The 24442-nt window shown below is 68.1% G+C and carries 25 protein-coding genes; 8 read left to right on the forward strand and 17 right to left on the reverse strand.

Features of this window, described 5'->3' with window-relative positions; translation table 11 throughout:
- Positions 1 to 81: 81 nt before the first annotated feature.
- Positions 82 to 1524 carry an acetamidase/formamidase family protein gene (locus tag P9K36_RS03855; protein WP_043350875.1) on the reverse strand — a complete coding sequence of 481 codons (1443 nt, stop codon included), beginning with the start codon at positions 1522 to 1524 and terminating at the stop codon, positions 82 to 84.
- 82 nt (positions 1525 to 1606) lie between these two features.
- Positions 1607 to 3937 (reverse strand): NADP-dependent malic enzyme, encoded by a 2331-nt coding sequence (locus P9K36_RS03860; protein WP_043383701.1) that lies wholly within the window; start codon positions 3935 to 3937, stop codon positions 1607 to 1609.
- Between the two features lie 78 nt (positions 3938 to 4015).
- On the opposite strand from P9K36_RS03860, the gene P9K36_RS03865 reads away from it, so the two are divergent.
- Together P9K36_RS03865 and P9K36_RS03870 are read left to right on the forward strand one after the other, a co-directional pair.
- On the forward strand, positions 4016 to 4666 hold the full coding sequence (locus tag P9K36_RS03865; RefSeq protein ID WP_278307258.1) for a CatB-related O-acetyltransferase: 651 nt from the start codon (positions 4016 to 4018) through the stop codon (positions 4664 to 4666).
- Complete coding sequence (locus P9K36_RS03870) at positions 4663 to 4914, forward strand: DUF3297 family protein (protein WP_043353490.1); 252 nt, start codon at positions 4663 to 4665, stop codon at positions 4912 to 4914. The genes P9K36_RS03865 and P9K36_RS03870 overlap by 4 nt, the downstream gene beginning before the upstream one ends.
- Here P9K36_RS03870 and P9K36_RS03875 read toward each other — a convergent pair.
- Genes P9K36_RS03875 through aspS form a run of 4 tightly spaced genes read right to left on the reverse strand, consistent with a single transcriptional unit; the run spans position 4884 to position 9037 of the window.
- On the reverse strand, positions 4884 to 5216 hold the full coding sequence (locus tag P9K36_RS03875) for a type II toxin-antitoxin system HicA family toxin (protein ID WP_043755601.1): 333 nt from the start codon (positions 5214 to 5216) through the stop codon (positions 4884 to 4886). The two genes, P9K36_RS03870 and P9K36_RS03875, sit on opposite strands and share 31 nt — an antisense overlap.
- Complete coding sequence (locus P9K36_RS03880) at positions 5213 to 6289, reverse strand: acyltransferase (RefSeq protein WP_043755604.1); 1077 nt, start codon at positions 6287 to 6289, stop codon at positions 5213 to 5215. Before P9K36_RS03880 ends, P9K36_RS03875 begins: the two co-directional genes overlap by 4 nt.
- Positions 6286 to 7158, reverse strand: a complete 873-nt coding sequence (locus P9K36_RS03885) for a glycosyltransferase family 2 protein (protein ID WP_278306579.1) — start codon at positions 7156 to 7158, stop codon at positions 6286 to 6288. Before P9K36_RS03885 ends, P9K36_RS03880 begins: the two co-directional genes overlap by 4 nt.
- A 34-nt stretch (positions 7159 to 7192) precedes the next feature.
- A complete protein-coding gene (gene aspS / locus P9K36_RS03890; protein WP_043760740.1) occupies positions 7193 to 9037 on the reverse strand; it encodes an aspartate--tRNA ligase in 1845 nt (614 codons plus the stop codon).
- 135 nt (positions 9038 to 9172) lie between these two features.
- On the opposite strand from aspS, the gene P9K36_RS03895 reads away from it, so the two are divergent.
- The 6 genes from P9K36_RS03895 to xoxJ all read left to right on the forward strand — a co-directional run bounded on the left by P9K36_RS03895 (position 9173) and on the right by xoxJ (position 15360).
- Positions 9173 to 9580 carry a hypothetical protein gene (locus P9K36_RS03895; protein WP_278306580.1) on the forward strand — a complete coding sequence of 136 codons (408 nt, stop codon included), beginning with the start codon at positions 9173 to 9175 and terminating at the stop codon, positions 9578 to 9580.
- Positions 9581 to 9675: 95 nt separating this feature from the next.
- On the forward strand, positions 9676 to 10863 hold the full coding sequence (gene rnd / locus P9K36_RS03900; protein ID WP_043755608.1) for a ribonuclease D: 1188 nt from the start codon (positions 9676 to 9678) through the stop codon (positions 10861 to 10863).
- Positions 10864 to 10973: 110 nt separating this feature from the next.
- The gene (locus P9K36_RS03905) at positions 10974 to 11261 is read left to right on the forward strand and encodes a hypothetical protein (RefSeq protein ID WP_043356694.1); all 288 of its coding nucleotides are present in this window, start codon (positions 10974 to 10976) and stop codon (positions 11259 to 11261) included.
- A 704-nt stretch (positions 11262 to 11965) separates the two neighbouring features.
- On the forward strand, positions 11966 to 13771 hold the full coding sequence (gene xoxF1, locus P9K36_RS03910) for a lanthanide-dependent methanol dehydrogenase XoxF1 (RefSeq protein WP_043356691.1): 1806 nt from the start codon (positions 11966 to 11968) through the stop codon (positions 13769 to 13771).
- 132 nt (positions 13772 to 13903) lie between these two features.
- On the forward strand, positions 13904 to 14515 hold the full coding sequence (locus P9K36_RS03915; protein ID WP_043383711.1) for a c-type cytochrome, methanol metabolism-related: 612 nt from the start codon (positions 13904 to 13906) through the stop codon (positions 14513 to 14515).
- Positions 14515 to 15360, forward strand: coding sequence for a rare earth element methanol dehydrogenase accessory protein XoxJ (gene xoxJ, locus P9K36_RS03920; protein WP_236961582.1), 846 nt, complete (start codon positions 14515 to 14517; stop codon positions 15358 to 15360). The genes P9K36_RS03915 and xoxJ overlap by 1 nt, the downstream gene beginning before the upstream one ends.
- A gap of 46 nt (positions 15361 to 15406) precedes the next feature.
- On the opposite strand, the gene folK is transcribed toward xoxJ, so the two are convergent.
- The 11 genes from folK to P9K36_RS03975 form a co-directional block, all read right to left on the reverse strand.
- On the reverse strand, positions 15407 to 15877 hold the full coding sequence (gene folK / locus P9K36_RS03925) for a 2-amino-4-hydroxy-6-hydroxymethyldihydropteridine diphosphokinase (RefSeq protein ID WP_043356679.1): 471 nt from the start codon (positions 15875 to 15877) through the stop codon (positions 15407 to 15409).
- A complete protein-coding gene (gene folB / locus P9K36_RS03930; protein WP_043383712.1) occupies positions 15874 to 16251 on the reverse strand; it encodes a dihydroneopterin aldolase in 378 nt (125 codons plus the stop codon). Before folB ends, folK begins: the two co-directional genes overlap by 4 nt.
- 2 nt (positions 16252 to 16253) lie before the next feature.
- Positions 16254 to 17090 carry a dihydropteroate synthase gene (gene folP / locus P9K36_RS03935; protein WP_043760747.1) on the reverse strand — a complete coding sequence of 279 codons (837 nt, stop codon included), beginning with the start codon at positions 17088 to 17090 and terminating at the stop codon, positions 16254 to 16256.
- 85 nt (positions 17091 to 17175) lie between these two features.
- On the reverse strand, positions 17176 to 17538 hold the full coding sequence (locus tag P9K36_RS03940) for a hypothetical protein (RefSeq protein ID WP_043383718.1): 363 nt from the start codon (positions 17536 to 17538) through the stop codon (positions 17176 to 17178).
- Positions 17519 to 18244, reverse strand: a complete 726-nt coding sequence (locus P9K36_RS03945) for a hypothetical protein (RefSeq protein ID WP_043755615.1) — start codon at positions 18242 to 18244, stop codon at positions 17519 to 17521. The genes P9K36_RS03940 and P9K36_RS03945 overlap by 20 nt, the downstream gene beginning before the upstream one ends.
- On the reverse strand, positions 18241 to 19386 hold the full coding sequence (pqqE, locus tag P9K36_RS03950; protein WP_043356145.1) for a pyrroloquinoline quinone biosynthesis protein PqqE: 1146 nt from the start codon (positions 19384 to 19386) through the stop codon (positions 18241 to 18243). Before pqqE ends, P9K36_RS03945 begins: the two co-directional genes overlap by 4 nt.
- Positions 19383 to 20465, reverse strand: a complete 1083-nt coding sequence (gene pqqC, locus P9K36_RS03955; RefSeq protein ID WP_043755616.1) for a pyrroloquinoline-quinone synthase PqqC — start codon at positions 20463 to 20465, stop codon at positions 19383 to 19385. The genes pqqE and pqqC overlap by 4 nt, the downstream gene beginning before the upstream one ends.
- A 352-nt stretch (positions 20466 to 20817) precedes the next feature.
- Entirely contained in the window at positions 20818 to 21717 is a 900-nt protein-coding gene (gene pqqB / locus P9K36_RS03960) for a pyrroloquinoline quinone biosynthesis protein PqqB (protein WP_278306581.1), read from the reverse strand.
- A gap of 32 nt (positions 21718 to 21749) precedes the next feature.
- On the reverse strand, positions 21750 to 21839 hold the full coding sequence (gene pqqA / locus P9K36_RS03965; protein ID WP_012317526.1) for a pyrroloquinoline quinone precursor peptide PqqA: 90 nt from the start codon (positions 21837 to 21839) through the stop codon (positions 21750 to 21752).
- 224 nt (positions 21840 to 22063) lie between these two features.
- Positions 22064 to 22768 (reverse strand): response regulator transcription factor, encoded by a 705-nt coding sequence (locus tag P9K36_RS03970; protein WP_043357098.1) that lies wholly within the window; start codon positions 22766 to 22768, stop codon positions 22064 to 22066.
- Complete coding sequence (locus tag P9K36_RS03975; protein ID WP_182591993.1) at positions 22765 to 24396, reverse strand: ATP-binding protein; 1632 nt, start codon at positions 24394 to 24396, stop codon at positions 22765 to 22767. Before P9K36_RS03975 ends, P9K36_RS03970 begins: the two co-directional genes overlap by 4 nt.
- Positions 24397 to 24442 lie beyond the last annotated feature (46 nt).

The following is a 24442-nucleotide window of genomic DNA, read 5'->3' on the forward strand; positions in this document are numbered from 1 at the left end:
ATCGGCCTCTCCGCGCGCATGATCGCCCGGAGATGACCTGGAGAAGCGCGACGCCGTCCGTGATCGGGGCGTCGCCGCATCTCAGGCGACCCGATCGGAGAAGATCGCCTTCTTGACCACGGCGTGGACGCCCCAATTGCCGTCCACGACCTGCGTGATCCCGAAATCGACCGCCACCGACATCAGCGAGATGGCCTCGTCCTCGGTGAGCCCCTTCGCGTGCATCAGGAACTGGCGCATCTTCCGGAAGGCGTCGCGCATGGCGAGGTCGATGGAGGATTTCTGAAAGATCGCAGTCTGTGCGTCCGGGCCGAGATCGCGCAGGTAGTTCGGGTAGCTGAAGCCCGACAGCACCCAGTCTTCCCGGGTTTCGATCATCGGGAAATCGAGCGCTTCGAGCGGCGTTCCGGGCAGGTCGGCCTTCTTGTGCAGGATGAACTGAAAGGTGCCGGTGAGCGAGCACTCGATCGCGGTGCCGCACAATTCGGAATCGCCCTGGCTGGCATGGGGGTCCCCCACTGAGAACAGGGCGCCCGGCACCGCCACAGGAAAGTACAGCGTCGCGCCCTTGCCGATCCGCCAATTGTCGATGTTGCCGCCGGTATAGCTCGGCGGGATCGTGTTGACCCGGTCGGCCTCGGCCGGCGCGACGCCCATGGTGCCGAAGTGCGGACGGATCGGTACCCGGATGCCCTTGAGAACCTCGTAGGTCTTCTGCGTCTTGGAATGATCGACCGGCAGGCCGGGATAGTCGATGGTCGGGTGGGAGACGCCGAACGGATCGGTGACCCCGGGCCAGCGGAAGCTGTAGACCGCCCGGGCCCAGTCGCGCTCGCCGGTGGCGTCGACCTCGTAGATCGTGACGACCTCGCGCGGTTTATCGCCGGTGATCAGGTCGTTGTAATGATAGCCCCACCAGGCTGCCGCGTTGCTGCCGAAGGCGAGACCCTTGTATTTGGGATTGGCGCAGGGGCGGGGCGCCACGTCGAGGATCCGCACTTCCAACACGTCGCCGGGCTCGGCGCCGCGCATCGCCACCGGGCCGGTGCAGATATGAACGCCCTGACCGCCGCCGGGGCCGATCTTCGCGTCGAGGGCGCCGGCACCACGGGGCGAGACGCCCATCTTATCCTTGGTCCAGAGATAGACGCTCTCGGCGCCCGGATCGCCCTGGATCATCCGCTCGGCATCGTCGCTCGCCTGATGGGTGAGCGTCTCGATGGTGACGAAGTCCCCTGAGCCGATCTCGACCTTCGGCTTGAGGCTGCGGCTGAAGAAGCCCCAATGGACGGTCTCGGCATTCGCCGGCAGGTGATAATGCGCGGTGGCGGCGATCTTGGCCCCGCTCGCCTGGGCCAGGGCCGGGCTCACCAGCGAGGGGCCGCCCGCCGCGAAGGCCGCGGCGGCGCCGGTCGCCGCGAAGCTGCTCTTCAGGAACGCGCGCCGTTCCGGTTCCAGATCCCGCCGGAACCGGCGGCGATGCTCCTCGAAGGCGTGGCAGGTTGGATCGTCGCCCGCGCACATAGCGTCTTCTCCCGATGGTTTCGTAACCGCGGGAGCGGTAAGCAAATCGACGGCCACGCTCGCGGCCGTCGACCGGCGTTCCTCATTCGGAGATCATGCCGACGCCGCTCTCTTCGACCCTGGCCGAAACGGCCTCGTCCGCCTGAGCCTCGACGACGGCCGCAGCCGTGACGTTGACGATGCCGCGCGCGGTCACCGAGGGCGTCAGGATGTGGGCGGGCTTGGCCGGCCCGATCAGCAGGGGGCCGACCGGCAGGGCATCCGCCAGCACCTTGGCGAATTGAAACGCGATGTTGGCCGCGTCGAGATTCGGGAAGATCAGCACATTGGCCGCGCCCTTCAGCCGCGACCCCGGAAGCACGCGCTCCCGGACCATCTCGCTCAGCGCCGAATCCGCCTGCATCTCGCCGTCGACCTGAAGCTCCGGGTCGCGCCGCTGCAGAAGCGCGAGGGCGTCGCGCATCTTCATCGCGGAGGGCGAATCCGACTGGCCGAAATCGGAATGGCTCAGGAGCGCGATCTTCGGGGTCATCCCGAAGCGGCTGACATGGCTGGCGCAGGCCTGCGCCACGTCGGCGATCTCCTCGGCGGTGGGATTCTGGCGGACATGGGTGTCGGCCAGGAAGTAGGCGCCGTTATGGGTCACCACGAGGCTCATCGCCGCGCATTGCTCCACGCCCGGCGCGAGCCCGATCACATCGCGGATGATGCGCAGCCGGGTCTCGAACCGGCCCTCCAGGCCGCAGATCAGCGCGTCGGCCTCGCCCCGGCGCACCGCGATGGCGCCGATCACGGTGTTGTTGGTGCGCACCAGCGTGCGGGCCGCGTCCGGCGTGATGCCGCGCCGGCCCGCGACCTCGAGATAGGTCTGCACGTAGGCGCGGTAGCGGGGATCGTCCTCGGGATCGATCAGCTCGAAGTCGCGGCCGTGCTCGATCGACAGGCCGAAGCGCTTCAGCCGGGTCTCGACCACCCGCGGACGGCCGACCAGGATCGGCCGCGCGACCTTGTCCTCGACGATCGCCTGGACGGCGCGGAGCACCCGCTCGTCCTCGCCCTCGGCGTAGATCACGCGCTTGGGCTCGACCTTCGCCTTCGAAAAGAGCGGCTTCATGATCAGGCCGGACCGGTGCACGAACCGGTCGAGGCTGTCGACATAGGCATCGAAATCCGCGAGCGGCCGGCCGGCCACGCCCGAATCCATCGCCGCCTTGGCGACCGCCGGGGCGATGCGCAGGATCAGCCGCGGGTCGAAGGGGCTCGGGATCAGGGATTTCGGCCCGAACGGCCGGGCCTCGCCGCCATAGGCGCGGGCGACCACATCGGAGGTGGTCTCGTGGGCCAGACCCGCGATCGCCTTCACGGCGGCCTTCTTCATCTCCTCGTTGATCTTGTGGGCGCCGACATCCAGCGCGCCGCGGAAGATGTAGGGGAAGCAGAGGACGTTGTTGACCTGGTTCGGGAAATCCGACCGGCCGGTGCAGATCATCGCGTCCGGCCGCTCTTTCTCGGCCAGATCCGGCATGATTTCCGGATAGGGGTTGGCGAGCGCCATGATCAGCGGCTTCTCGGCCATCTCCTTCAGGTATTCGGGCTTCAGCACGCCGCCGGCCGAAAGGCCGATGAACACGTCCGCTCCCGGGATCACCTCGGCGAGCGTCCGCTTGTCGGTCTCCTGGGCGTAGATGTCCTTCCAGCGGTCCATCAGCTCCGGGCGGCCCTTGTAGACCACACCCTTGATGTCGGTGACCGTGATGTTCTCGCGGGTCGCGCCGAGCGAGACGAGCAGGTTCAGGCAGGCCAGGGCCGCCGCGCCCGCGCCGGAGGTGACGATCCGGACGTCCGACAGGTTCTTGCCGGCGAGTTCCAGGCCGTTGAGGACGGCGGCCGCCACGATGATCGCGGTGCCGTGCTGGTCGTCGTGGAAGACCGGGATGTTCATCCGGGCCCGGCACTGCTCCTCGACCTCGAAGCACTCGGGAGCCTTGATGTCCTCGAGGTTGATGCCGCCGAAGGTGGGCTCAAGGGCACAGACCACATCGACGAGCTTGGACACGTCCTTCTGGTCGACTTCGATGTCGAAGACGTCGATGCCGGCGAATTTCTTGAACAGGACGGCCTTGCCCTCCATCACGGGCTTCGAGGCGAGCGGACCGATATCGCCCAGGCCCAGCACGGCCGTGCCGTTGGAGAGCACCGCCACGAGGTTCTGGCGGATCGTGAGGGTCGCGGCCTCCTGGGGATCGTCGTGGATCGCCATGCAGGCGGCGGCGACGCCCGGAGAATAGGCCAGGGCGAGGTCGCGCTGGTTGCCCAGCGGCTTGGTTGCCTGGATCTCCAGCTTCCCGGGCTTGGGCAGGCGGTGGTAGACGAGCGCCCCGGCCTTGAGGTCCTCGGACATGTTATCGGCCATCGCCCACGCTCCCGCTCACCTTTTTCACCGAGGACGACGCGGTCGCGCCTCGCACGGGCTCGCGTCTTGACCGGTCTGTTGCACCGGCTGCGCAGGGGGCGCAACCCGCACAACGAGACGCGGCTCCACCTCGCCAAACTGGCGAGGACCTACGGCTTCTCCATAGGCGCCTATTCGTATGGGCGTCCAAAAGTCCGCTTCCCGGAGAGCGGGCGGCGGCTGACGATCGGCCGGTATTGTTCCATCGCCGACAAGGTCGAGATCCTTCTCGGGGGCGACCATCGGCTCGACTGGGCGTCGACCTACCCGTTCGCAGCTATGCGCGGGCTGTTCCCGGATGCCCACGCGCCCGAAGATTACCATGCCTCCCGGGGCGACGTGGTGATCGGGCACGATGTCTGGCTCGGGTCCGGCTGCATGATCCTGTCCGGCGTCACGGTCGGGCACGGGGCCGTGGTGGCGGCACGGGCCGTCGTGACGCGCGACGTGCCGCCCTACGCCATCGTGGCGGGCAACCCGGCGCGGGTGGTGCGGCACCGGTTCGACGCGGCCACGGTGGCGGCGCTCGTGGCGGCGGCGTGGTGGGATCGGCCGCACGACACGGTCACCCGGCTGGTGCCGCTGCTGCAGAGCGGCCGGATCGCGGATCTGCTCGCGGCGTTGCGCGTCAGCGCGGATTCCCGTACCGGCGGGGCCCAAATCGACGACGACCCGAGACCTGGACGATGACCGACACGCCTCCCGACCGCCTCGCCGCCAACCCCAACAGCCCGTTCTACGACGAGAAGGCGCTGGAGCGCGGAGTCGGTGTCCGATTCAAAGGGGTCGAGAAGACCAACGTCGAGGAATATTGCGTGAGCGAGGGCTGGGTCCGGCTCTCGGCCGGCAAGACCCTCGACCGGGCCGGCAACCCGATGACCGTGAAGCTGAAGGGTACGGTGGAGCCTTATTTCCGGGACCCGTCCGCGGAGGCCTGATCGCCCTTCCTGGCAAGAGCGCCCTGGAAGTTGCGCACGGCCTCTGCGACGAGAATCCGAAGTCGCTCCGGGGAGCGCGGTCCGTCGATGATGAGGCTTGCGAGAATATCGGTGCGGCGGGACCGTTGCTTGGCGGTGCGCGGGTGGTTCGACACGCGCAGGTGCCACGGGCCATCGGGCCGCTTCAGATACAGGCTGTCGCCGCGTTCGTTCCGGGCGACGACCGTGAAGCCGTTGGCCTCCAGCATCCGCGCCGCGAGGGCCAGCGCCTTCAGCGGCGAGAGGGGCCCGTCGGCGCTCACGATCCGGCGGGCTCGATCGTGCCGAGGCGACGCCGCCCCAGCGCCCGCACCTTGAGCGCCAGGGCCGGCCGCTCGATTCCGTACCAGGACACGGCGGCGACCGGTACGGTCAGGGCGAGGGCGGGGGCCAGCAATGCGGCTCCCGAGACGTCCGGCCACAGGGCATGCAGGCTCTGCTGGATCGGCCAGCCGTAGAGATAGATCCCGTAGGACAGGTCGGCCGGCGGATCGAACGGTCCACGCGCCAACGGGCCGAGGGCGAGCCAGACCACGCCGTAAGCCTCGGCCAGGAACAGCAGGGCCGGATAGGCCGGTGTCCGCGCGAGGACGAACGCGCCGAAGGCCAGGCAGGCGAGGGCGGCGGCCGAGACCCGCAGGCGGGCGCGCCACAGATAGAGCCCGGCCCCGGCCGCGAAGATCATCGGCAGGCGCAGTGCCGTCTCGGTGCCCTTGGGCAGGTCGAGGCCCCGCAGGGCGCCCATGACGACCAGCGCCAGCGCCAGGCCCACGACAATGATCAGGGCCGACCAGCGCCGCCGGAGCAGACCGCACAGGGCGGCGACGAGAACGCCGAGATAGCACAGCACCTCGTATTTCAGCGTCCAGACCGTTCCGAGGGGCGCCCGGTACGGGTTGCTCTCGAAGACGCCGGGGAGGGCGGCGTTGCTCTTGAAGGTCGTCAGCGTCCCACGGATGAACGACCACAGGCCGGGGTCGCCCAGATACGCGGAGACGGGCAGGCGGGTCATGGCCGCGCCGAGCCCCAGCGATACGACCAGCGTCGCCGCCACGAGTCCCGGCAGGATCCGCAGGGTCCGCGCGATGGCGTAGTCGCGGATGCCGCGGCGGTCGCAGCTCATGGTGACGAGGAAACCCGACACGGCGAAGAAGCCGTTCACCGCGTGCTCCCCGAGCGTGTAGCCGGTCAGACGGGCGAGAGGCTCGTCGCCGGCCGCTCCGGTCGCGACGCTGAACGCGTGGGACACGACGACCGCCAGGGCCAGCATCAGCCGCAGGCCGGTGAAGCCGTTGCGCTGGGCTTCGAGTGCGGCCGCGATCGTCGAGGCGCTCATTCGGTCAGGCCCTCTTGGGCCAGGGCGTCGCGGCCGCGCAGGAAGGCGAGGGCGCCCGCGGCCGAGCCGCCGTAGCGCTCCAAGCCCGACCGGCGCAGAACCAGCGCCGACAGCAGCGCCTTCGGGACGTTGGTCATCAGGGTGGCGCGGCTCGGGTCGGGAAGGCCGTACTTGCGGCTGACATAGGCGCGCGACCAAGCCTGATGCCAGCGCGATCGGAACATGCGGCCCGGCTCCGGCGCCGACGACCGGCCGCGACCGTGCAGCGCTTCGGCACCGTGGACGTGGATCAGCGCTCGGCCGCGATCGGCGACGCGCCGGCAGAGATCATCGTCCTCGTAGAACAGGAAGATGTTCTCGTCGAAGCCGCCGAGATCGAGGAACAGGGCGCGCGGCATCATCAGGCAGGCCCCGGAGAGGAACGGTGCGCAGGCATCGCCCTGGGGCAGCGCGGGCCGGCCGCCGGGATTGACGAGATAGGGCGCCAGCAGCGAGCGTGCCTGGAAGAAGAAGCGCCCATCGGATTCGACGAGGCGCGGGGCCAGAAGGCCCGCATCGGGCCACATCCGGGCGGCCTCCAGCAGGGCATCCACCGCCCCCGGACGCAGGACCACGTCCGGGTTGACGATCAGGATGTGCTCCGCCGTCTCGGCGGCCCGGACGCCCCGGTTGTTGGCGCGGCCGTAACCCTCGTTGCGGGCGTTGCGGATCACCTGCGCGCCGGCAGCTTCCGCGACCGCCGCGGAGGCGTCGCGGCTGGCATTGTCGACCACGATCGCCGGGACGTGCTGACCGGCGAGCGCGGCGAGGCAGCCGGGCAGCACCGCGGCGCTGTCGTGGGCGACGACGATCGCGACGAGGCTCGGCACCGCGCGGCCGGTCCGCGGCCGGTCTAAGCGGACCTCAGGCCTTCTTCTCGGGCAGGTTGAGGCGGATGTGCAGCTCGCGCAGCTGCTTCGGGGTCGCCTCGGAGGGCGCACCCATCATCAGGTCCTCGGCGCGCTGGTTCATCGGGAACAGCACCACCTCGCGGATGTTCGGCTCGTTGCACAGGAGCATGACGATGCGGTCCACACCCGGCGCGATGCCGCCGTGCGGCGGGGCGCCCATGCGGAGCGCATTCAGCATGCCGCCGAACTTCTGCTCCAGCACCTCGTGGCCGTAGCCGGCGATGGCGAAGGCCTTCTCCATCACGTCCGGGCGATGGTTGCGGATCGCGCCCGAGGACAGCTCAACGCCGTTGCAGACGATGTCGTACTGGAACGCCTTGATCCCGAGGATCCGCTTGGTGTTCGCGCCGTTCTCATCCTCGCTGGCGAGGGCGTCGAGGTCGAGCGCCAGGAACTCCTCGCGGTCGATGTTCGGCATCGAGAACGGGTTGTGGGAGAAGTCGATCCGCTTCTCCTCCTCGCTCCACTCGTACATCGGGAAGTCGGTGATCCAGCAGAACGCGTACTGGTCCTTGTCGCAGAGGCCCAGCTCGTCGCCGATGCGGATGCGCGCCTTGCCGGCAAGGCCGGCGGCCTTGGCCTCGGGACCGGCGGAGAAGAACACCGCGTCGCCGGCCTTCGCGCCCGCCCGCTCGGCGATCAGCGCCTGAACCTCGGCCGGGATGAACTTGGCGATCGGCCCCTTGCCGGAGAGCTGGCCGTTCTCCTCCTCGAACACGACGTAGCCGAGGCCCGGCGCGCCCTCGGAGCGGGCCCAGTCGTTGAGCCTGTCGAAGAACGAGCGCGACTGCGCCGCCGCGCCAGTCGCCGGAATCGCCCGGACCGCGCCGCCGGAGGCGATCACGCCCTTGAACGCCTTGAACGCCACGTCATCGCGGGCGAACAGGTCGGTGACGTCGGCGATGATCAGCGGGTTGCGCAGGTCCGGCTTGTCGACGCCGTATTTCAGCATCGAATCCGCGTAGGTGATGCGCGGGAATTCCTTCGTGACGCGCTTGCCGTCGGCGAACTCCTCGAACACCCCGCGCAGGACCGGCTCCACCGCCTGGAACACGTCCTCCTGGGTGACGAAGCTCATCTCGATGTCGAGCTGGTAGAACTCGCCCGGCGAGCGGTCGGCGCGGGCGTCCTCGTCGCGGAAGCAGGGCGCGATCTGGAAATAGCGGTCGAAGCCCGCGATCATCGTCAGCTGCTTGAACTGCTGCGGCGCCTGCGGGAGGGCGTAGAACTTGCCGGGATGGACCCGCGACGGCACGAGGTAGTCGCGGGCGCCCTCGGGCGAGGAGGCGGTCAGGATCGGGGTCTGGAACTCGAAGAAGCCGCCGTCGCGCATCCGGCGGCGGAGCGAATCGATGATCGCGCCACGCTTCATGATGTTGGCGTGGAGCTTCTCCCGACGCAGGTCGAGGAAGCGGTACCGCAGCCGCGTCTCCTCGGGGTATTCGAGGTCTCCGAAGACCGGCAGGGGCAGCTCGCCCGCCGGGCCGAGCACCTCGAGGTCGTCGATGTAGACCTCGACCGCGCCGGTCGGCAGCTCGGCATTCTCGGTGCCGGCCGGGCGCGTGCGGACGCGGCCGTCGATCCGCACGACCCATTCCGAGCGCACCGCCTCGGCGGCCTTGAAGGCCGGGGAATCGGAATCGATCACGCACTGCGTCAGGCCGTAATGGTCCCGCAGATCCACGAACAGCACGCCCCCGTGGTCGCGGATGCGGTGGCACCAGCCGGAGAGGCGGACACTCTGCCCGACGTCGGACGGGCGGAGCGCCCCGCAGGTGTGGGAACGGTAACGGTGCATGATGGGCTTCTTCTGAGGGAAGGCCGGCACCATTCACGCAAGGCCTCCCAAGTCAAGCGCGCGGCAAGCAGGACCGCTCCGAAAGCCGCGCCGCAATCGCCGTGCGGCCTACCGGGCGGACCCTCGAATCCCCATATGATGTCCATGAACGACAACGTTTTTTCCGCGCCGGAGCTATCCGTGACGCCCGCGCCTGGAAGCGCTCCCACCGGATGGCGGACCCTACCCCTCGCAGGCCATTTCGACCTCGTCTACGAGGACGCGGCCGGCGCCTGGAGCAACCGCTCCCTCGACGCGCGCGAGCTCAGGCTCGGCCCGGGCCGGACACTGCTCGGCGGCATCGACGCGCGACCCGGTGGCTATCGCGGGTTCCGGGTCGACCGGATCCGCCGGCTCGTCGATGGGGCGACCGGTGAGCGTATCGAGACCGGGATCCTCGACCGTCTGCTCGGGCGCGCGGAGGCGCAGCGACGGGCCGACGCCCTGCGGATCCGCCGGCAGACGCGGCTGCACCGAAAGGCGGCTGTGGGGTCTCCGGCGTGACGAACGTCGCGCGGCGGTAACGGAACGCGCGCGAAAGATGGGGACCCGAGCGGGTGCGTCTCCCCATGTCGGCTGCGGTTGCGTATAGCCGATGCATGGACCTGATCACCACCACTGACGCGCTGCGCCAGATCTGCACACGTCTCGCCGAGCAACCCTTCGTGACCGTCGACACGGAGTTCATGCGCGAGACGACGTACTATCCGAAACTCTGCCTGATCCAGATGGCGGCCCCGGACGGCACAGGCGTCCTGGTCGATCCGCTGGCGCCGGGGATCGACCTCGAACCCTTCATCGCGCTCATGGCCGACGAGCGTACGGTCAAGGTGTTCCACTCCGCCCGTCAGGATCTGGAGATCATCTGGCTGATCGGCGGGATCCTGCCGCATCCGTTCTTCGATACGCAGGTCGCCGCCATGGTCTGCGGCTACGGCGATTCCGTCTCGTACGAGCAGCTCGTCAACGACGTCGCCAAGGCCAAGATCGACAAGTCTTCGCGGTTCACCGACTGGTCGCGGCGACCGCTCTCCGAGGCGCAGTTGAGCTACGCGCTGTCGGACGTCACCCACCTCGTGAAGATCTACGAGGTCCTCGTGGCCGAGCTGCTGCGCACCGACCGGGGCGCGTGGCTCGACGAGGAAATGGCGGTGCTGACCTCGCCCGAGACGTACCGTGCCGATCCCGCCCAGGCGTGGCGGCGGCTCTCCGGGCGGATGCGCAAGCCGCGGGAAATCGCCGTGCTGATGGAAGTGGCCGCGTGGCGCGAGAGCGAGGCGCAGGCGCGCAACGTTCCGCGCGGGCGGATCCTGAAGGACGAAGCGGTCATCGATATCGCATCCGCGGCGCCTCGGAACGCCGAGGCGCTCGGCCGGCTTCGGACGATCCCGGCGGGATTCGAGCGTTCCCGGACCGGGGCCGACATCGTCGCTGCCGTGGAGCGTGGCCTCGCTCGCGACACCAGCGCCGTCCGGATGCCCGAGCGGGTGCGGCGGAGCGGGGGCAACGGGGCCATCGTCGAGTTGCTGAAGGTGCTGCTCAAAGCGGTCTGCGAGACGGAGGGCGTCGCGCCCAAGATCATCGCGACGGTCGACGACCTGGAGGCGATCGCCGATGACGATACCGCCGAGGTTCCGGCCCTCCAGGGCTGGCGGCGGACCCTGTTCGGGGACAAAGCCCTGGCTCTGAAGCAGGGACGTCTGGCGCTCTCCGTCGAGGCCGGCCGCATCGTGGTGCGCCCGCCCCAGGGTGACACCGCGCCGGACGGCGTCGAGCGGGCCGGATGACAGCGCCGAGCCGGCAACGGGACAAATGACGCGCTCGGGCGTGACTCGCAGAAGGGCCGGGATTAAATGGCAATCGGATTGCCGCTTAGTCCCGCCCTTGCGCCCCGCGTATGTTCGAATCCAACGAGATCCTGAAGACGCTGACGGGGCGCGGTCTCGTATCGGCGGAGGGCTGTGAACCGGCCCGCGTCCGCTACCGGCTCGTGGTCGAGCGGCGCGAAGGCGGCATCGTCGCGTACGGCAACCTCTACGGCAGTTCAGCAGGCCTCCGGCCGATATGGCTCGAGCCGGATGCCCAGCTCAGGCTCTCCAACGGCCGCCGGCTCAACATCTCCGTGACGGATCTGGTCGGCGACGTCGCCGAGTTCGAGAGCACGGGACCGGTCGGCGCGCTCTGACGCCCCGCCCAGCACAGCACTTCTGAGAGTTAGGCGCCCGGCGGCCTCGGGCTGGCCGAAAACCGATCGTTCCGGACCCGGGACGATTCGGCAATTTGTCGCGCCTGACGCAGACTGCGACGGACGGGATCCGCGAAAAATTCGGATGCGGCGACTGGGCGCAGACGGGCAAACCGGGAAAATTCGGCAATGAACGGGCGTCGGACCATTCTGCAGTGCAGTTGACTCGCCGACGTCCCGCGCGTTCGCTTCGACCCGCCATGCGGCCAGACCAAGCGGGCGGCGCATGCAGACACCCAGCAAAGCTTGTTCGTTTGCAAGATCCGCATGGGAGGCGCCGACGTCTCCGTCAGTTCTGCCTCAAAGAACGGCAAGCTCCTTGTGCATCGCAGCATTTCTTTTCGCAAACGCATGACATCGACCATGCCTTTGTCATGCGAAGAGAAGCTTTCACCGTGTGACCACAGCCCTCGAACGGCGAGTTGACGGCGCTCAAAAATCTCTTAAGGTCCGTTCAAGCCTCGGTTTCGAGGGAGCCGCCTCAGGGATGGCGGTTCCTGGCTAGGGGATCAGTAGATCTCCTCGAAGTCCACTATGCCCGCTACCGAGGCGTCCATCCCTGTCGCAAACAGTCAGGTCGGAGTCCGCGTGACGCCGTTATCTCCGCGCGTCGCAAATACTCTCAAGACTTGTCGGAGGAACCCATGAGAGCGGTACATCTCCTTGCGCTCGGCGCAGGTGTCGCGGCCGTCGCCGCGCCGGCGCTGGCCAATGAAAGCGTCATGAAGGGCATCGCCAACCCGGCGGAACAGGTTCTTCAGACGGTTGATTACGCGAATACGCGTTATTCGAAGCTCGACCAGATCAACGCCAAGAACGTCAAGGATCTCCAGGTCGCCTGGACGTTCTCGACCGGCGTTCTGCGCGGCCACGAGGGCTCGCCGCTCGTCGTCGGCAACATCATGTACGTGCACACGCCGTTCCCGAACATCGTGTACGCCCTCGACCTCGACCACGAGGCGAAGATCATCTGGAAGTACGAGCCGAAGCAGGATCCGTCCGTGATCCCGGTCATGTGCTGTGACACGGTCAACCGTGGTCTGGCCTATGCCGACGGCGCCATCCTCCTGCACCAGGCCGACACCACCCTCGTGTCGCTCGACGCCAAGACCGGCAAGGTTAACTGGTCGGTCGTGAACGGCGATCCGAAGAAGGGCGAGACCAACACCGCCACGGTTCTGCCCGTGAAGGACAAGGTCATCGTCGGCATCTCCGGCGGCGAGTTCGGCGTGCAGTGCCACGTCACCGCCTACGACCTGAAGACCGGCAAGAAGGTGTGGCGCGGCTACTCCGAGGGCCCGGACGATCAGATGATCGTGGACCCGGAGAAGACCACGTCGCTCGGCAAGCCGATCGGCAAGGACTCCTCGCTGAAGACCTGGGAAGGCGATCAGTGGAAGACCGGCGGCGGCTGCACCTGGGGCTGGTTCTCGTACGACCCGAAGCTCGACCTGATGTACTACGGCTCGGGCAACCCCTCGACCTGGAACCCCAAGCAGCGTCCGGGCGACAACAAGTGGTCCATGACCATCTGGGCGCGTAACCCGGATACCGGCATGGCCAAGTGGGTCTACCAGATGACCCCGCACGACGAGTGGGACTACGACGGCATCAACGAGATGATCCTCACGGATCAGAAGGTTGACGGCAAGGACCAGCCGCTCCTGACCCACTTCGACCGTAACGGCTTCGGCTACACGCTGAACCGCGAGACCGGCGCCCTGCTCGTCGCCGAGAAGTTCGACCCGGCCGTCAACTGGGCGTCCAAGGTCGACATGGACAAGGGCTCGAAGAACTACGGCCGTCCGCTGGTCGTGTCGAAGTACTCGACCGAGCAGAACGGTGAGGACACCAACTCCAAGGGCATCTGCCCGGCGGCGCTGGGCACCAAGGATCAGCAGCCTGCGGCCTTCTCGCCGAAGACCAACCTGTTCTACGTGCCCACCAACCACGTCTGCATGGACTACGAGCCGTTCCGGGTGACCTACACCCCGGGCCAGCCCTACGTCGGTGCGACCCTCTCGATGTACCCGGCCCCGAACTCGCACGGCGGCATGGGCAACTTCATCGCGTGGGATGGCGTCAACGGCAAGATCAAGTGGTCCAACCCCGAGCAGTTCTCGGTGTGGTCCGGTGCTCTGGCCACCGCTGGCGACGTCGTGTTCTACGGCACGCTTGAGGGCTACCTGAAGGCGGTCGACGACAAGACCGGCAAGGAGCTGTTCAAGTTCAAGACCCCGTCGGGCATCATCGGTAACGTGATGACCTACCAGCACAAGGGCAAGCAGTACGTGGGCGTCCTGTCGGGCGTCGGCGGCTGGGCTGGCATCGGCCTCGCGGCCGGCCTGACCGACCCGAACGCCGGCCTCGGCGCGGTGGGTGGCTACGCGGCTCTGTCGCAGTACACCAACCTCGGCGGCCAGCTGACGGTCTTCGCCCTGCCGAACTAATCGGCCGCAGGGTTAGACGTGAAAAACGATGCCGGCGCGGGTTCCCGCGCCGGCATCCTTGTGATTAGACTTTCTCGCAAGAGGCTGCGGCTCGAGGGAGACGAAGAGCCTCGATCCAGGGAGACACATGCGTTGCTCAACCTCAGCAAGATCGTAACGCGGCCGGTTATCGCCGCCCTCGCCCTAGCGACCGTCTCGACGGTTGCCGTACATGCTGAGGATGCCAAGCCCGCCGACCCCAAGCTCGCCAATTCCTTGAACGCGAACGACAAGACCGCCGAGCAGGATCCCAAGCTGCTGAAGCAGGATGCTGCGACGAAGGTCGAGGACGGCAAGTATTTCGATGCCGACGGCCACCCGACGTTCCACGTGACCCAGGACGGCAAGATGCTCGACTGGTACACCTACTCGGGCTACCGCCGCTATCACGCCGAGTGCCACGTCTGCCACGGTCCGGACGGCATGGGTTCGACCTACGCGCCGGCGCTGAAGGATTCGCTGAAGCACCTCTCCTACGAGGAGTTCATCGGCATCCTGGCGGGCGGCAAGCAGGAGGTGAACTCCGCCGAGCAGAAGGTGATGCCGGCCTTCGGCGACAACAAGAACGTCATGTGCTACTCGGACGACCTGTACGTCTACCTCAAGGCGCGCGCCGCCGGGGCGATCGGACGTATCCGTCCGTCGGATCATGAGGACAAGCCCGACACGGCCAAGAAGGCCGAGAAGGAATGCATGGGCGGCTGATGTCGTCTCTTGCCCGGATCGCCGTCCTCTGCGCCCTGACATTCACCGGGGCGCAGGGGGCTCTCGCCCAGCATCTGCCGGATACGGTCACCACGGACGTGCTGCGCGTCTGCGGGGATCCGGGCAACATGCCGTTCTCCGAACGCAAGGAGGACGGCTTCGAGAACAAGATCGCGGCGATCATCGCCGACGAATTGAAGATCAAGGTCCGCTACTACTGGCTGACCCAGGGTCCCGGCTTCGTGCGCAACACGCTCGGGACCGGCCTCTGCGATCTGATCATGGGTCAGGCCTTCGGCAGCGACCTCGTCCAGACCACCAATCCCTATTATCGGTCTGCCTATACGCTGGTCACGCGCAAGGGTGAGTACGAGGGCGTGACCGCCCTCGACGATCCGCGCCTGAAAGGCAAGAGCATCGGCGTGATCGCCGGGACGCCGCCGGTCAACCGCATGGGAGATCTCGGCCTCGTCTCGACCATGAAGGCCTACGCCCCCTATCAGCTCGACCCGGCCCGCAAGCATCAGACGGTTGCCGCCGAGATCATCGCGGCGCTGGCCGCCAAGGAGATCGACGCGGCCGTGCTGTGGGGGCCTGCGGCGGGCTGGCTCGCCAAGCAATCGGGCATCGCGATGAATGTCGTGCCCCTGCTCAAGGAGCCGGAGCGGCCGCCGATGGCCTACCGGATCGCCATGGGCGTGCGGATCGGCGAGAACGATTGGAAGCGCTCGCTGAACACCGTCCTGCGCAAGCGTAAGGCCGATATCGACGCGGTCCTGCGCGCCTACGACGTGCCGCTCCTCGAAGAGGATGACAACAAGCTCGCGGAGCCGGCCGAGCGCTGACGCACCGTTGCGGGTCGCCGCTCGACGGCGACCCGGCCGGGTCGGCTCAGACGCGCGCGATACCGGTCCGGTCGAGCTTCGCCAAGGCATCCACCACGCGCTCGCCGCCGATCACGAGGTCGGGTGCGATCTCGGCCAGCGGCACCAGCACGAAGGCCCGTTCACGGACATAGCGGTGCGGCAGGACGAGACGCGCGTCGTCGACGGCGGCGCCCTCGTAGGCCAGGACGTCGATGTCGATCACCCGCGGCCCCCAGCGCTCCTCGCGGACCCGGCCGAGATCGTGCTCCACGCGGAGGCAGGCGTCGAGCAGGCCATGCGGATCGAGACTCGTCTCCACCGCCACGGCCCCGTTGAGGAACCAAGGCTGATCGGTCTTGCCCCAGGGCGGCGTGCGGTAGTCGGAGGACCGCGCGACGAGGGTGATGCCCGGATCCGCCGCGAGGCCCGCGACCGCGCGGTCGAGCATCGCGGCCATGTCGCCGACATTGCTGCCGATACCCAGATAGGCCCTCATCGGCCGGCTCCGCGACGACGCATGATCTCGATGCTGACACTGTCCAGAATGGCGGGAACGGGAGCGCTCGGCTTGTCGACGCGGACCGTGACGGCGTCGATGAGCGTGAAACGCGCCAGGATCTCCGCGGCGATGGCTTCGGCCAGGGCTTCGATCAGGTTGAATCGATGCTCGGTGGCGATCGCGACTGCCACCGCGGTGAGATCGGCGTAGCTCACCGTGCCGGCCACATCATCCGAGCGGCCCGCCGCGCCGAGGTCGAGCTGCGCTTCGAGGGAAATGTAGAAGCGCTGGCCCAGCACGGCCTCTTCGGCCAGCACGCCGTGTCGGCCGAACACCGCGATGCGAGTGACGCGGATCAGGTCGCCGGCCATGCTCAGCGCGCCTCCGGCCGCATCACGGCATCGACGACGCGCATCGCGTCGACATGGGCCGCAACGTCATGCACGCGCACGATGTCGGCACCGAGCGTCGCGGCGACGGCGTGGGCCGCGAGGGAGCCGGTGAGACGGTCCGCCGGCCGGGTCTCGCGATCATGCAGGCGTCCGAGAAGCGACTTGCGGGAAACACCGACCAGGACCGGAAACCCGAGGGCGCGGATCTCGGGCAGCCGCCGCAGCGCCTCGAGATGCTGGTTCCAGCTCTTGCCGAAGCCGACACCCGGGTCGAGCACGATCTCGGAATCGGCGAGACCGGCGCGATGGGCGATGGTGAGGGACCGCTCGAAGAAAGCGAGCATGTCGGCCACGATGTCGAGATCCGGGTCGATCGTCTCCCGGTTGTGCATGATGATCACGGGCGCGCCGTGCGCCGCCGCCACGGAAGCGATGTCGGGCTCACGCTGGAGCCCCCAGACGTCATTCACGATCCGGGCACCGGCCTCCAGCGCGAGGCGGGCCGTGGACGCCTTGTAGGTGTCGATGGAGATCGGCACCGGCAGACGGGGCGCGATTGCCCGGATCACCGGCAGGACGCGCGCCTGCTCCTCGTCGGCCGGAACCGGGACGTGACCGGGCCGGGTGGATTCCCCACCGATGTCGAGTATCGCCGCGCCCTCTGCGACGAGGCGCTCGGCCTGGGCCACGGCTTCGGCCTCCCCGGCGAACAACCCACCGTCCGAGAAGGAATCGGGCGTGACGTTGAGGATGCCCATGACCAGCGTGCGGCCGCCCAAAGGAGGCAGCAGAGCGGACAGGCTGGAGGAGGGTGTCACGGTGCGGGTCCCGTTCACGAGCGCGGTTCGGGAGCCGGTGTGCGCGAATCGCGAGGCCGGCGCAACGCCGGCCTCGCCTCGCAACTCAGCCGTGATAGCAGCGAATCTCGGCTTCGGCTTGGGCGCGGCGCAGGTCCGCCACCTTGTCGTCGAAGATTTTGGTCGACTTGAACTCGTTCGCCCGGTTGCCGATGCCCTGCCGCATCGACAGGATGGTGCTCGCCTGGACGTACTTGTCGTACGGCAGGATCGCGGCGAGCTGGTCGAGCGAGCAGGAGCATTTCTGCAGGCTCTCGCGAGTCTGGCCGTTGGCGGCCATGCAGCCGAACACGTAATCGACCCGCGCGTCGGTCGGGTAATCGTTCTCCTCGGCGGCCCAGCCGGCCAGACCCGACAGCGTCAGGGCGAGGGCAGCCAGGGCGCCCCGTTCAGCCAGCCTTCTGATCATAGTTCAGCTTCTCCTCAAGCAGCTCACCGCCATCCGTGCTCTTCGACGACGCCTCGATCGAGACGATCTCACCCGGGACGGACGGGGCAGTGACGAAGGTATAGGTCATGTCGTCCAGGCCGCGCATGCGCTGCGCCATGGAGTCGCCCTGAAAGGGCTTCGTTACCACGCGCCAGCCGTCGACTTCGCGGCCGCCGACCGTCACCTTCGTCGGCGTCACGGTCGCCTTCTCACGCAGACCCTTGCGGATGGCGAGCTTGAGGTAGCGCGGATTGGCCTCCAGCACCTTGGCCAAGCCGCGCAGGTGGTTCTCCAGGAACAGGGAGACGATCGGGTTGCCCGCCATGTCCTCGAACGGGCCGGCCGGCACACGGTTCAGCCCGGAAAACATCACGACGCTGATATCTCGGCCTTCCGCGCTCTTTCCGGGCTCGACCTTCAGCTGGACCGTGTCTTCCAGCGGCGCCCCGAACGGCCCCTTCGCGATGCCCGAACGGCGCAGATAATCATAGGTCAGCGTCGATCCTGGCGCCGCATTCTTCATATGCGGCTGGTCGAACAGCAGATCCGCGGCGGACGGCGCAGCGACCGCATTGGCCTGGGTCACGATGGCGGGCTTCGACGCATCCTCGGCGAGGGCCGGCAGCACGGCCAGCCCGAGCGCGACGGACGTCGTAGCAAGACCCTTTACGACAAGACCTCTCACGAGTGGACTTCCTCCTTGAGCGGCGACCGAACGTTGCTGCCGATCGTCCGATAAATGTAATCCGGCGGGTTTTCCGCAGCTTCCTCCGCGGCAAGGGCCCGCACCTTGGCGTGGAGCGGGGAGAGCGAGCAGGCAGGATCGGTGGCGGCCGCGTCCCCGGCGAGGGCCAGGGCCTGACAGCGGCAACCGCCCCAGTCCTTCTCGCGCCGGTCGCAGGAGCGACAAGGCTCCTTCATCCAATCGGTGCCGCGATAGGCGGTGAAGGCGGGCGAGTCGCGCCAGATCTCGCCCAGCGAGTGATCGTTGACGTTCCAGAATTCCAGCCCCGGGATCGTCTCCGCCGCGTGGCAGGGGAGGACCTTGCCCTGGGGCGTCACGTTCATCAGCTTGCGGCCCCAGCCGCCCGCGCAGGCCTTGGGATATTTCGCATAATAGTCCGGCACGACGAGGTCGATGACGAGTTGGCCCTTCAGGCGCTCCCGGGCTGCCTCGACGATCCGGATCGACTCGTCCACCTGCGCCTTGTCGGGCATCAGCGCCGCGCGGTTGACGTAGGCCCATCCGTAATACTGCGTGTGCGCCACCTCGAGCCGCTTGGCGCCCATCTTCACCGCGAGGTCGATGAAGCCCGCCACCTCGTGGATGTTGCCGCGGTGAATGACCGAATTCAGCGTCAGGGGCAGGCCGAGTTCGACAACCTTGGCGGCGAACTCGAACTTCTGCGGCTGGGCGTTCTTAAGGCCGCCGATCTTCTCGGCATTCTGCGCGTCGACGCCCTGCACCGAGAGCTGCACGTGGTCGAGCCCGACATCGTAGAGCGCCTGGAGCTTCGCGAGCGCCCCGCCGACGCCGGAGGTGATCAGGTTCGAGTAGAGGCCGAGATCGGCGCAGGTCTTGGTGATCTCGACGATGTCGTTGCGTGCCGTCGGCTCGCCGCCGGACAGGTGCACGTGCAGGACACCGAGGGCCGCGGCCTCCCCGAGCACGCGCTGCCACGTCTGCGTGTCGAGCTCGCCCGACCGGCGGTCGAGTTCCAGCGGATTCGAGCAATAGGGGCAGCGCAGCGGGCAGCGATGGGTCAGCTCAGCGAGCAGACCCACCGGGGCCGGCGCATCGGGCCGGTTCGGCGTCAGCGCATTCATCGCTCAAGAACCCGTTTCTCCGCGAGGCCGTCGAGCATCACCAGGATGTCGGCCTCAATGGCCCGCGGCTCGGCCGCGTACGTCTTTCCGAGCTCGTCCGCGATGTCGGCGACGCTGCGCGCGCCGTCCACGAGCTTGAGCACTGCGACGGCGTTGTCGTCGAGATCGAAGGTGCGCTCGGGGGCGAGCAGAACCCACTTGCCGCGGGTTTCGTCGTTGCGCAGCCGGACGCCGCGCGGCAGCCGCGGACGGTCGCCGGCCGCCATCTTCCGGTTCCCGCCCACCCGGGCCGGAGACGCCTCGTTCACGAGGCCCTCGCCCGGTTGCCACGCGTCCGGGGGGACCATCCCGGGGGAAACGTAGGCGAAGTACAGGGCGTCGAGCTGCGTCCAGAGGACGTTGCACTTGAACGTCAGCGCCGCCATGGCCTTCCGCTGCAGCTCCGGCGTGGTCGCGTGCTGCTTGACGTAGTCCAGGGCGAAATCGGCATCCCGCGGCGCCTGGGTGAGACGCTTGTCGAAATACGCCAGGGTCTCCTTGGTGATGAAGTCGTAGTTCTTCAGCATCCCGGCGACACGCTCCGAGATGATCGTCGGCGAGAACATCTCGGTCAGCGACGAGGCGATCGCCTCCAGGAGCGTCTTCTCGGTGACGAAGTGCACATAGGCCTCGACCGAGAACTTCGTGGCCGAGAGAATGCCGCGGGTCGACAGGACGTAGTCGCGGTCGAAGCCGACGCCCTCGGCGAGCTTGAGCCACCGCTCGATACCGCCGTCACCCTCGTGGTCGCCGTCATGGTCGACGATGCGCTGGCGCCAGATCCGCCGCAGCGACGCGTCGGTCATGCGCGCCAGCACGGCGGCATCCTTCACCGGAATCATCGCCTGGTAGTAGTAGCGGTTCAAGGCCCAGGCCCGGACCTGATCCTTCGACAACTTGCCGTCATGGAGCAGGCGGTGGAACGGATGCAGGTTGTGGTAGCGGCGCGCGCCGATGTCGCGCAGGGCGGCTTCCAGCTCCGCGGGGCTCAGGAGACGCTGGCTGTCGGCGGTGTCGGGGGTCGGGAAGACTGCGTTCATGGCGTTTCCGGCGTCCGTCCTCGGGTCGCGTTTCCTGTGCGGTCGTTCCGCCCTCGGCAACGGGGCGAATGCCGTGCTTCAACGACAATATAGTGCCGGCGGCTTCCAGGCCCAACCGGATGACCCGGACGCGTGCCCCATTCGCGCGGCCAGCGCCTGCGACACAGGGCGCGTACGAAACCCGTCCGGTCTCTCGGTCGCCGAGGCACCTCACCCGATGCGACGGAGACTCAAGGCCCGACCTCAGCCTGGGGCGCGGCGATGCCGCGACGGAGTCCTCCTCGGACGCCTCAGGATGAGGATGCGGAAGGGGTCGACCGGATTCTACGTGCGCTCCACTGTCGTCACAGCCTCAAAGCGACAGGCTCAGGCCGTCATGGGCTACGGTCCAGCCGGCGGCCTCGACATCCGCCCGTTCCGGAGAGCCTTCGACCAGGACCGGATTGGTGTTGTTGATGTGCACGAAGATGCGGCGCCCGATCTCGACGGAACCCAGGGCGTCGATCGAGCCGTTCTCACCGCGCATCGGCACATGGCCCATGCGCCAGCCGGTCTTGGTGCCGACGCCCGCCCGGATCATGTCGTCGTCGTGCAGGACGGTGCCGTCGAACAGCAGCGCGTCCACGCCGGCGATGCGGGCGCGCAGCCCGTCCGTCACCCGGGCACAGCCGGGGATGTAGGCGAGGCGCCGGCCACCAGCCTCGATCAATGCGCCGACCGTGGTCTCGGTCTCGGCGCCGATCTCCAAGGTCTCGTCCTCGAGCCAGAGCGGCACCTTGCCGGGAACGGGGAAGAGGGTGACCGACAGGCCGGGCAGGGGCTCGAAACGCTGATCCATCCCGATCGGCTGGCGGGCGACCACGCCGTCGGCCATCACGTCGAACACGCGGTTGGCATTCACCGATTCGAGGATGCCGCGGGTGCCGTAGAGCGTGTAGGGCTGGCCTTCGCGGAGGGTCAGGAGACCCGCAACGTGGTCGACATCCCCGTTCGTCAGCAGCACCGCCTTGATCGGCGAATGGCGTAGGCCCTCGCGCGGGTGCATCTGCGCATTGTCGAAGAGCTGTTGCCGGATGTCCGGCGAGGCATTGATGAGCAGCCAATCAGACCCGTCGGCGGAGACCACGATACTCGACTGGGTCCGGGGGCGTACCCGGTCCGGTTCGGACCGTGCCAGCGAACAGATGGGGCAGCGGCAATTCCACTGAGGAAGGCCGCCGCCAGCCGCAGAACCGAGGATCACGACGCGCATGTGCGGCTCCCGAGATCCCCGGTCCGTAAAACTCAGTTGAAGGTGTCGATCTCAGCCGACTCGTAGCTCGTCACTTCCATGCCGACGCAGATCTCGGACACGATCGGGGCAGCCCACTTCATGGTGTTTCTCCTCAGGCGATATCTTCACCGAGCGTCACGCGGATCCTAAGAGGACCCTAAGACACTGATGGCGCTCTCATTTCTGGCGCGGGAGAGGTATCGACGATTCAGGCGCGGGCTTCAAGCACTAAGTTGCCGGATCCTCCCAAATTTTTCGTGAGAGACTTCCTAAACGCCCGGAAACCATCACGAAACGCGCCGCCCTGCGACTAAAGTACAGTGGCTCACTGTCGAAAGTCGGGACCGCGCAGTTCGAGCATGAATCCCTTGCCACGCACCGTGACCAGGCCGGGACCGCCGTAGCGGACGAAATCAGCCATCTTCGAGCGCAGATAGCCGATATAGACGTCGACCACGTTGAGCGAGAGGCCACCCTGGCTGGCCCAGAGCCGGTCGAAGATATCGGCTCGGGAGACCGGCTTGCCGATGTTCTCCATCAACATGCCGAGCAGGTCGGCCTCGCGGGGGGTGAGGCGGGCGCTGGCCTCGCCGCAGCTGGCCTGCCGGGTCTCGAGGTCCAGCATCAGCTTGCCGACGGTGATGCGCGACCGCGGTGCCTCCGCCTGCTCGCGCCGCATCAGATGGGTCCGCAGGCGGGCGACCAGCTCGTCGAACTCGAAGGGTTTGATGATGTAGTCGTCGGCGCCGAGCGCCAGCCCTTCGGCCCGGTCACGAATCTCGTCCCGGGCGGAGAGGAACAGGATCGCCCCGGGAAAGCCGCCCTCCCGCAGGGAGCGGCAGACGTCGTGCCCCGACCCGTCCGGGAGGTTGATGTCGAGGAGCACGGCGCCGGGGGCCGGATCGTGGGCGGCCTTGAGCGCCTCGTCCACGCAGGCTGCCGTCCCGACTTCGAATCCCTCGGCTTCCAGGCCCCGAGCCAGAAGGCCGCGGATGTCGATGTCGTCCTCGACGATCAGGATCCGCGTCATGCGGCCGACTCCTTCACCTGCCCGCCGGTCGCGCCGTCGACCGGCCCCGCATCCCATGCCGGATCGAGGGCCGGGATGTCCAGGGTCACGCGGGCGCCGCGCCCGTCGGGCCCGGCACCGAGCCGAATCGTGCCGCCATGCTGCTCGACGATCCAGCGCGCCAGGGCGAGGCCAATGCCGAACCCGGTCTCGTCGGGACCGGCCCCCGATCCACGCCTGAAGCGTTCGAACAGGTCGGCTTCGGATGCATTGAAGCCCGGACCGTCGTCCGTGACGGTGATCCGCCCGACGGGTCCCGGGCCCGCCGCCAGGGCAACCTCGACGCGGGTGAGGCCGGCGGCATGACGCAGGGCGTTGTCCACGAGGCTCTCGACGGTCTGGCGGATCCATTCGCGGTCGGCGAGGCACTCGACGTCCCGGGTGCCGGGATCGAGGCCGAGGCCGACGCGACGGCGGGCCGCTTCGGAGCTCATGTTGTCCACCGCCTCCGCGAGGAGCTGAGCGAGTCCCAGACGGCGCTTGTCGAACTCGATCTCGCCGGATTCCGAGCGCGCAACCCGCAGCAGGTCCTCGACCCGCAGCTTGAGACGCTGCGCCCGCTTCTTGATCGTCGCGAAAACCGGATTCGGGTCGGCGCCCCGGGATGCGCCGCGCAGGGCGAGGTCGCACTCGCCCAGGATGACCGTGAGGGGGGTGCGCAGCTCGTGGCTGACATCGGCGAAGAAGCGGCGCCGGGACTGGTCGACGGCTTCGAGGCGGGCGTTGGCGGCCCGCAGATCGGCCGTGCGTGCCGCCACGGTATCCTCCAGCGCCGCCCGGTCGGCCGCAACCCGCGATTCCCGCCGGGCGAGACGGGCGGCCATGCGGTTGACGTTGGTCATCAGCAGGCCGAGTTCGTCGCGCGTGGCGACGGAGAGCCGGGTGTCGAGGGCGCCGTGGCCGATGGCGCTCGCGGCCCGGCGGACCTCCTCGATCCGCGCCAGGGTCGGCCGGGTGACGCCGCGGTAGAGGATCGCCAGCAGCACGAGAGCCGCCGCCACCGCGGCAGCGGCGGCCAGACGCAGGCGCTCTGACAGCGCCCGGGCCTGCTCGGAGCCGAGGGCCATGCTGCGCCGTTCGGCCTCGATCAGGAAGGACAGGGGCTGGCCGGTCATGGCCCCGAAGCCGTTGAGCGCCCCCTTGATGGCGTCCTGGCGCCGCTCCGGATCGGTCTGGCGGCTGATCAGCGACACCTGCCGGTCCAGGACGGCGCGGGCCGCGCGCAGCTGGGCCATGGGGCGCGTACGGGCGGCGTACTGCATCCGGTCGGCCGGGTCGTCGCTCGGCGGGAAGCTCTTGGCGAGCGCCTCATCCACGGTGGTTAGGGCGCGGTCGGCATTGTCTCGGGCGATCGCCATCGCCTCGGGCTGGCCGTCGGGATTGCCGACGGTCTCCACGGCCGCCATGCCGAACTGGGTGAGGCGGCCCGACAGCTCGGCCAGAAGTTCCAGGCGACGCTGGGCCTCGAGGGTGCGGTCGACGGTCCGTTCCGCCGCCCCGATCGCCGCCAGCGCGGCCGCGGCCGCCAGCATCACGACGATGGCGGTGCCCCCGAGCAACAGAGCGAAGCGGACCTTCAGCGAGCGCATCGTGGTCGTCGCGCCGTCAATGCGGGACCGAGCATGTCACCGTCCG

It is taken from the genome of Methylobacterium sp. 391_Methyba4 (genome assembly GCF_029691625.1).
GTDB classification, from domain to species: domain Bacteria; phylum Pseudomonadota; class Alphaproteobacteria; order Rhizobiales; family Beijerinckiaceae; genus Methylobacterium; species Methylobacterium fujisawaense.

Bases quoted from the DNA above. Each gene is read 5' to 3' on its own strand.
- P9K36_RS03855 (WP_043350875.1), bottom strand. From the start codon at position 1,524: ATGTGCGCGGGCGACGATCCAACCTGCCACGCCTTCGAGGAGCATCGC.
- P9K36_RS03860 (WP_043383701.1), bottom strand. From the start codon at position 3,937: ATGGCCGATAACATGTCCGAGGACCTCAAGGCCGGGGCGCTCGTCTAC.
- P9K36_RS03870 (WP_043353490.1), top strand. From the start codon at position 4,663: ATGACCGACACGCCTCCCGACCGCCTCGCCGCCAACCCCAACAGCCCG.
- P9K36_RS03880 (WP_043755604.1), bottom strand. From the start codon at position 6,289: ATGAGCGCCTCGACGATCGCGGCCGCACTCGAAGCCCAGCGCAACGGC.
- aspS (WP_043760740.1), bottom strand. From the start codon at position 9,037: ATGCACCGTTACCGTTCCCACACCTGCGGGGCGCTCCGCCCGTCCGAC.
- P9K36_RS03895 (WP_278306580.1), top strand. From the start codon at position 9,173: ATGATGTCCATGAACGACAACGTTTTTTCCGCGCCGGAGCTATCCGTG.
- rnd (WP_043755608.1), top strand. From the start codon at position 9,676: ATGGACCTGATCACCACCACTGACGCGCTGCGCCAGATCTGCACACGT.
- P9K36_RS03905 (WP_043356694.1), top strand. From the start codon at position 10,974: ATGTTCGAATCCAACGAGATCCTGAAGACGCTGACGGGGCGCGGTCTC.
- xoxF1 (WP_043356691.1), top strand. From the start codon at position 11,966: ATGAGAGCGGTACATCTCCTTGCGCTCGGCGCAGGTGTCGCGGCCGTC.
- xoxJ (WP_236961582.1), top strand. From the start codon at position 14,515: ATGTCGTCTCTTGCCCGGATCGCCGTCCTCTGCGCCCTGACATTCACC.
- folK (WP_043356679.1), bottom strand. From the start codon at position 15,877: ATGAGGGCCTATCTGGGTATCGGCAGCAATGTCGGCGACATGGCCGCG.
- folB (WP_043383712.1), bottom strand. From the start codon at position 16,251: ATGGCCGGCGACCTGATCCGCGTCACTCGCATCGCGGTGTTCGGCCGA.
- P9K36_RS03940 (WP_043383718.1), bottom strand. From the start codon at position 17,538: ATGATCAGAAGGCTGGCTGAACGGGGCGCCCTGGCTGCCCTCGCCCTG.
- pqqE (WP_043356145.1), bottom strand. From the start codon at position 19,386: ATGAATGCGCTGACGCCGAACCGGCCCGATGCGCCGGCCCCGGTGGGT.
- pqqC (WP_043755616.1), bottom strand. From the start codon at position 20,465: ATGAACGCAGTCTTCCCGACCCCCGACACCGCCGACAGCCAGCGTCTC.
- pqqB (WP_278306581.1), bottom strand. From the start codon at position 21,717: ATGCGCGTCGTGATCCTCGGTTCTGCGGCTGGCGGCGGCCTTCCTCAG.
- pqqA (WP_012317526.1), bottom strand. From the start codon at position 21,839: ATGAAGTGGGCTGCCCCGATCGTGTCCGAGATCTGCGTCGGCATGGAA.
- P9K36_RS03970 (WP_043357098.1), bottom strand. From the start codon at position 22,768: ATGACGCGGATCCTGATCGTCGAGGACGACATCGACATCCGCGGCCTT.
- P9K36_RS03975 (WP_182591993.1), bottom strand. From the start codon at position 24,396: ATGCGCTCGCTGAAGGTCCGCTTCGCTCTGTTGCTCGGGGGCACCGCC.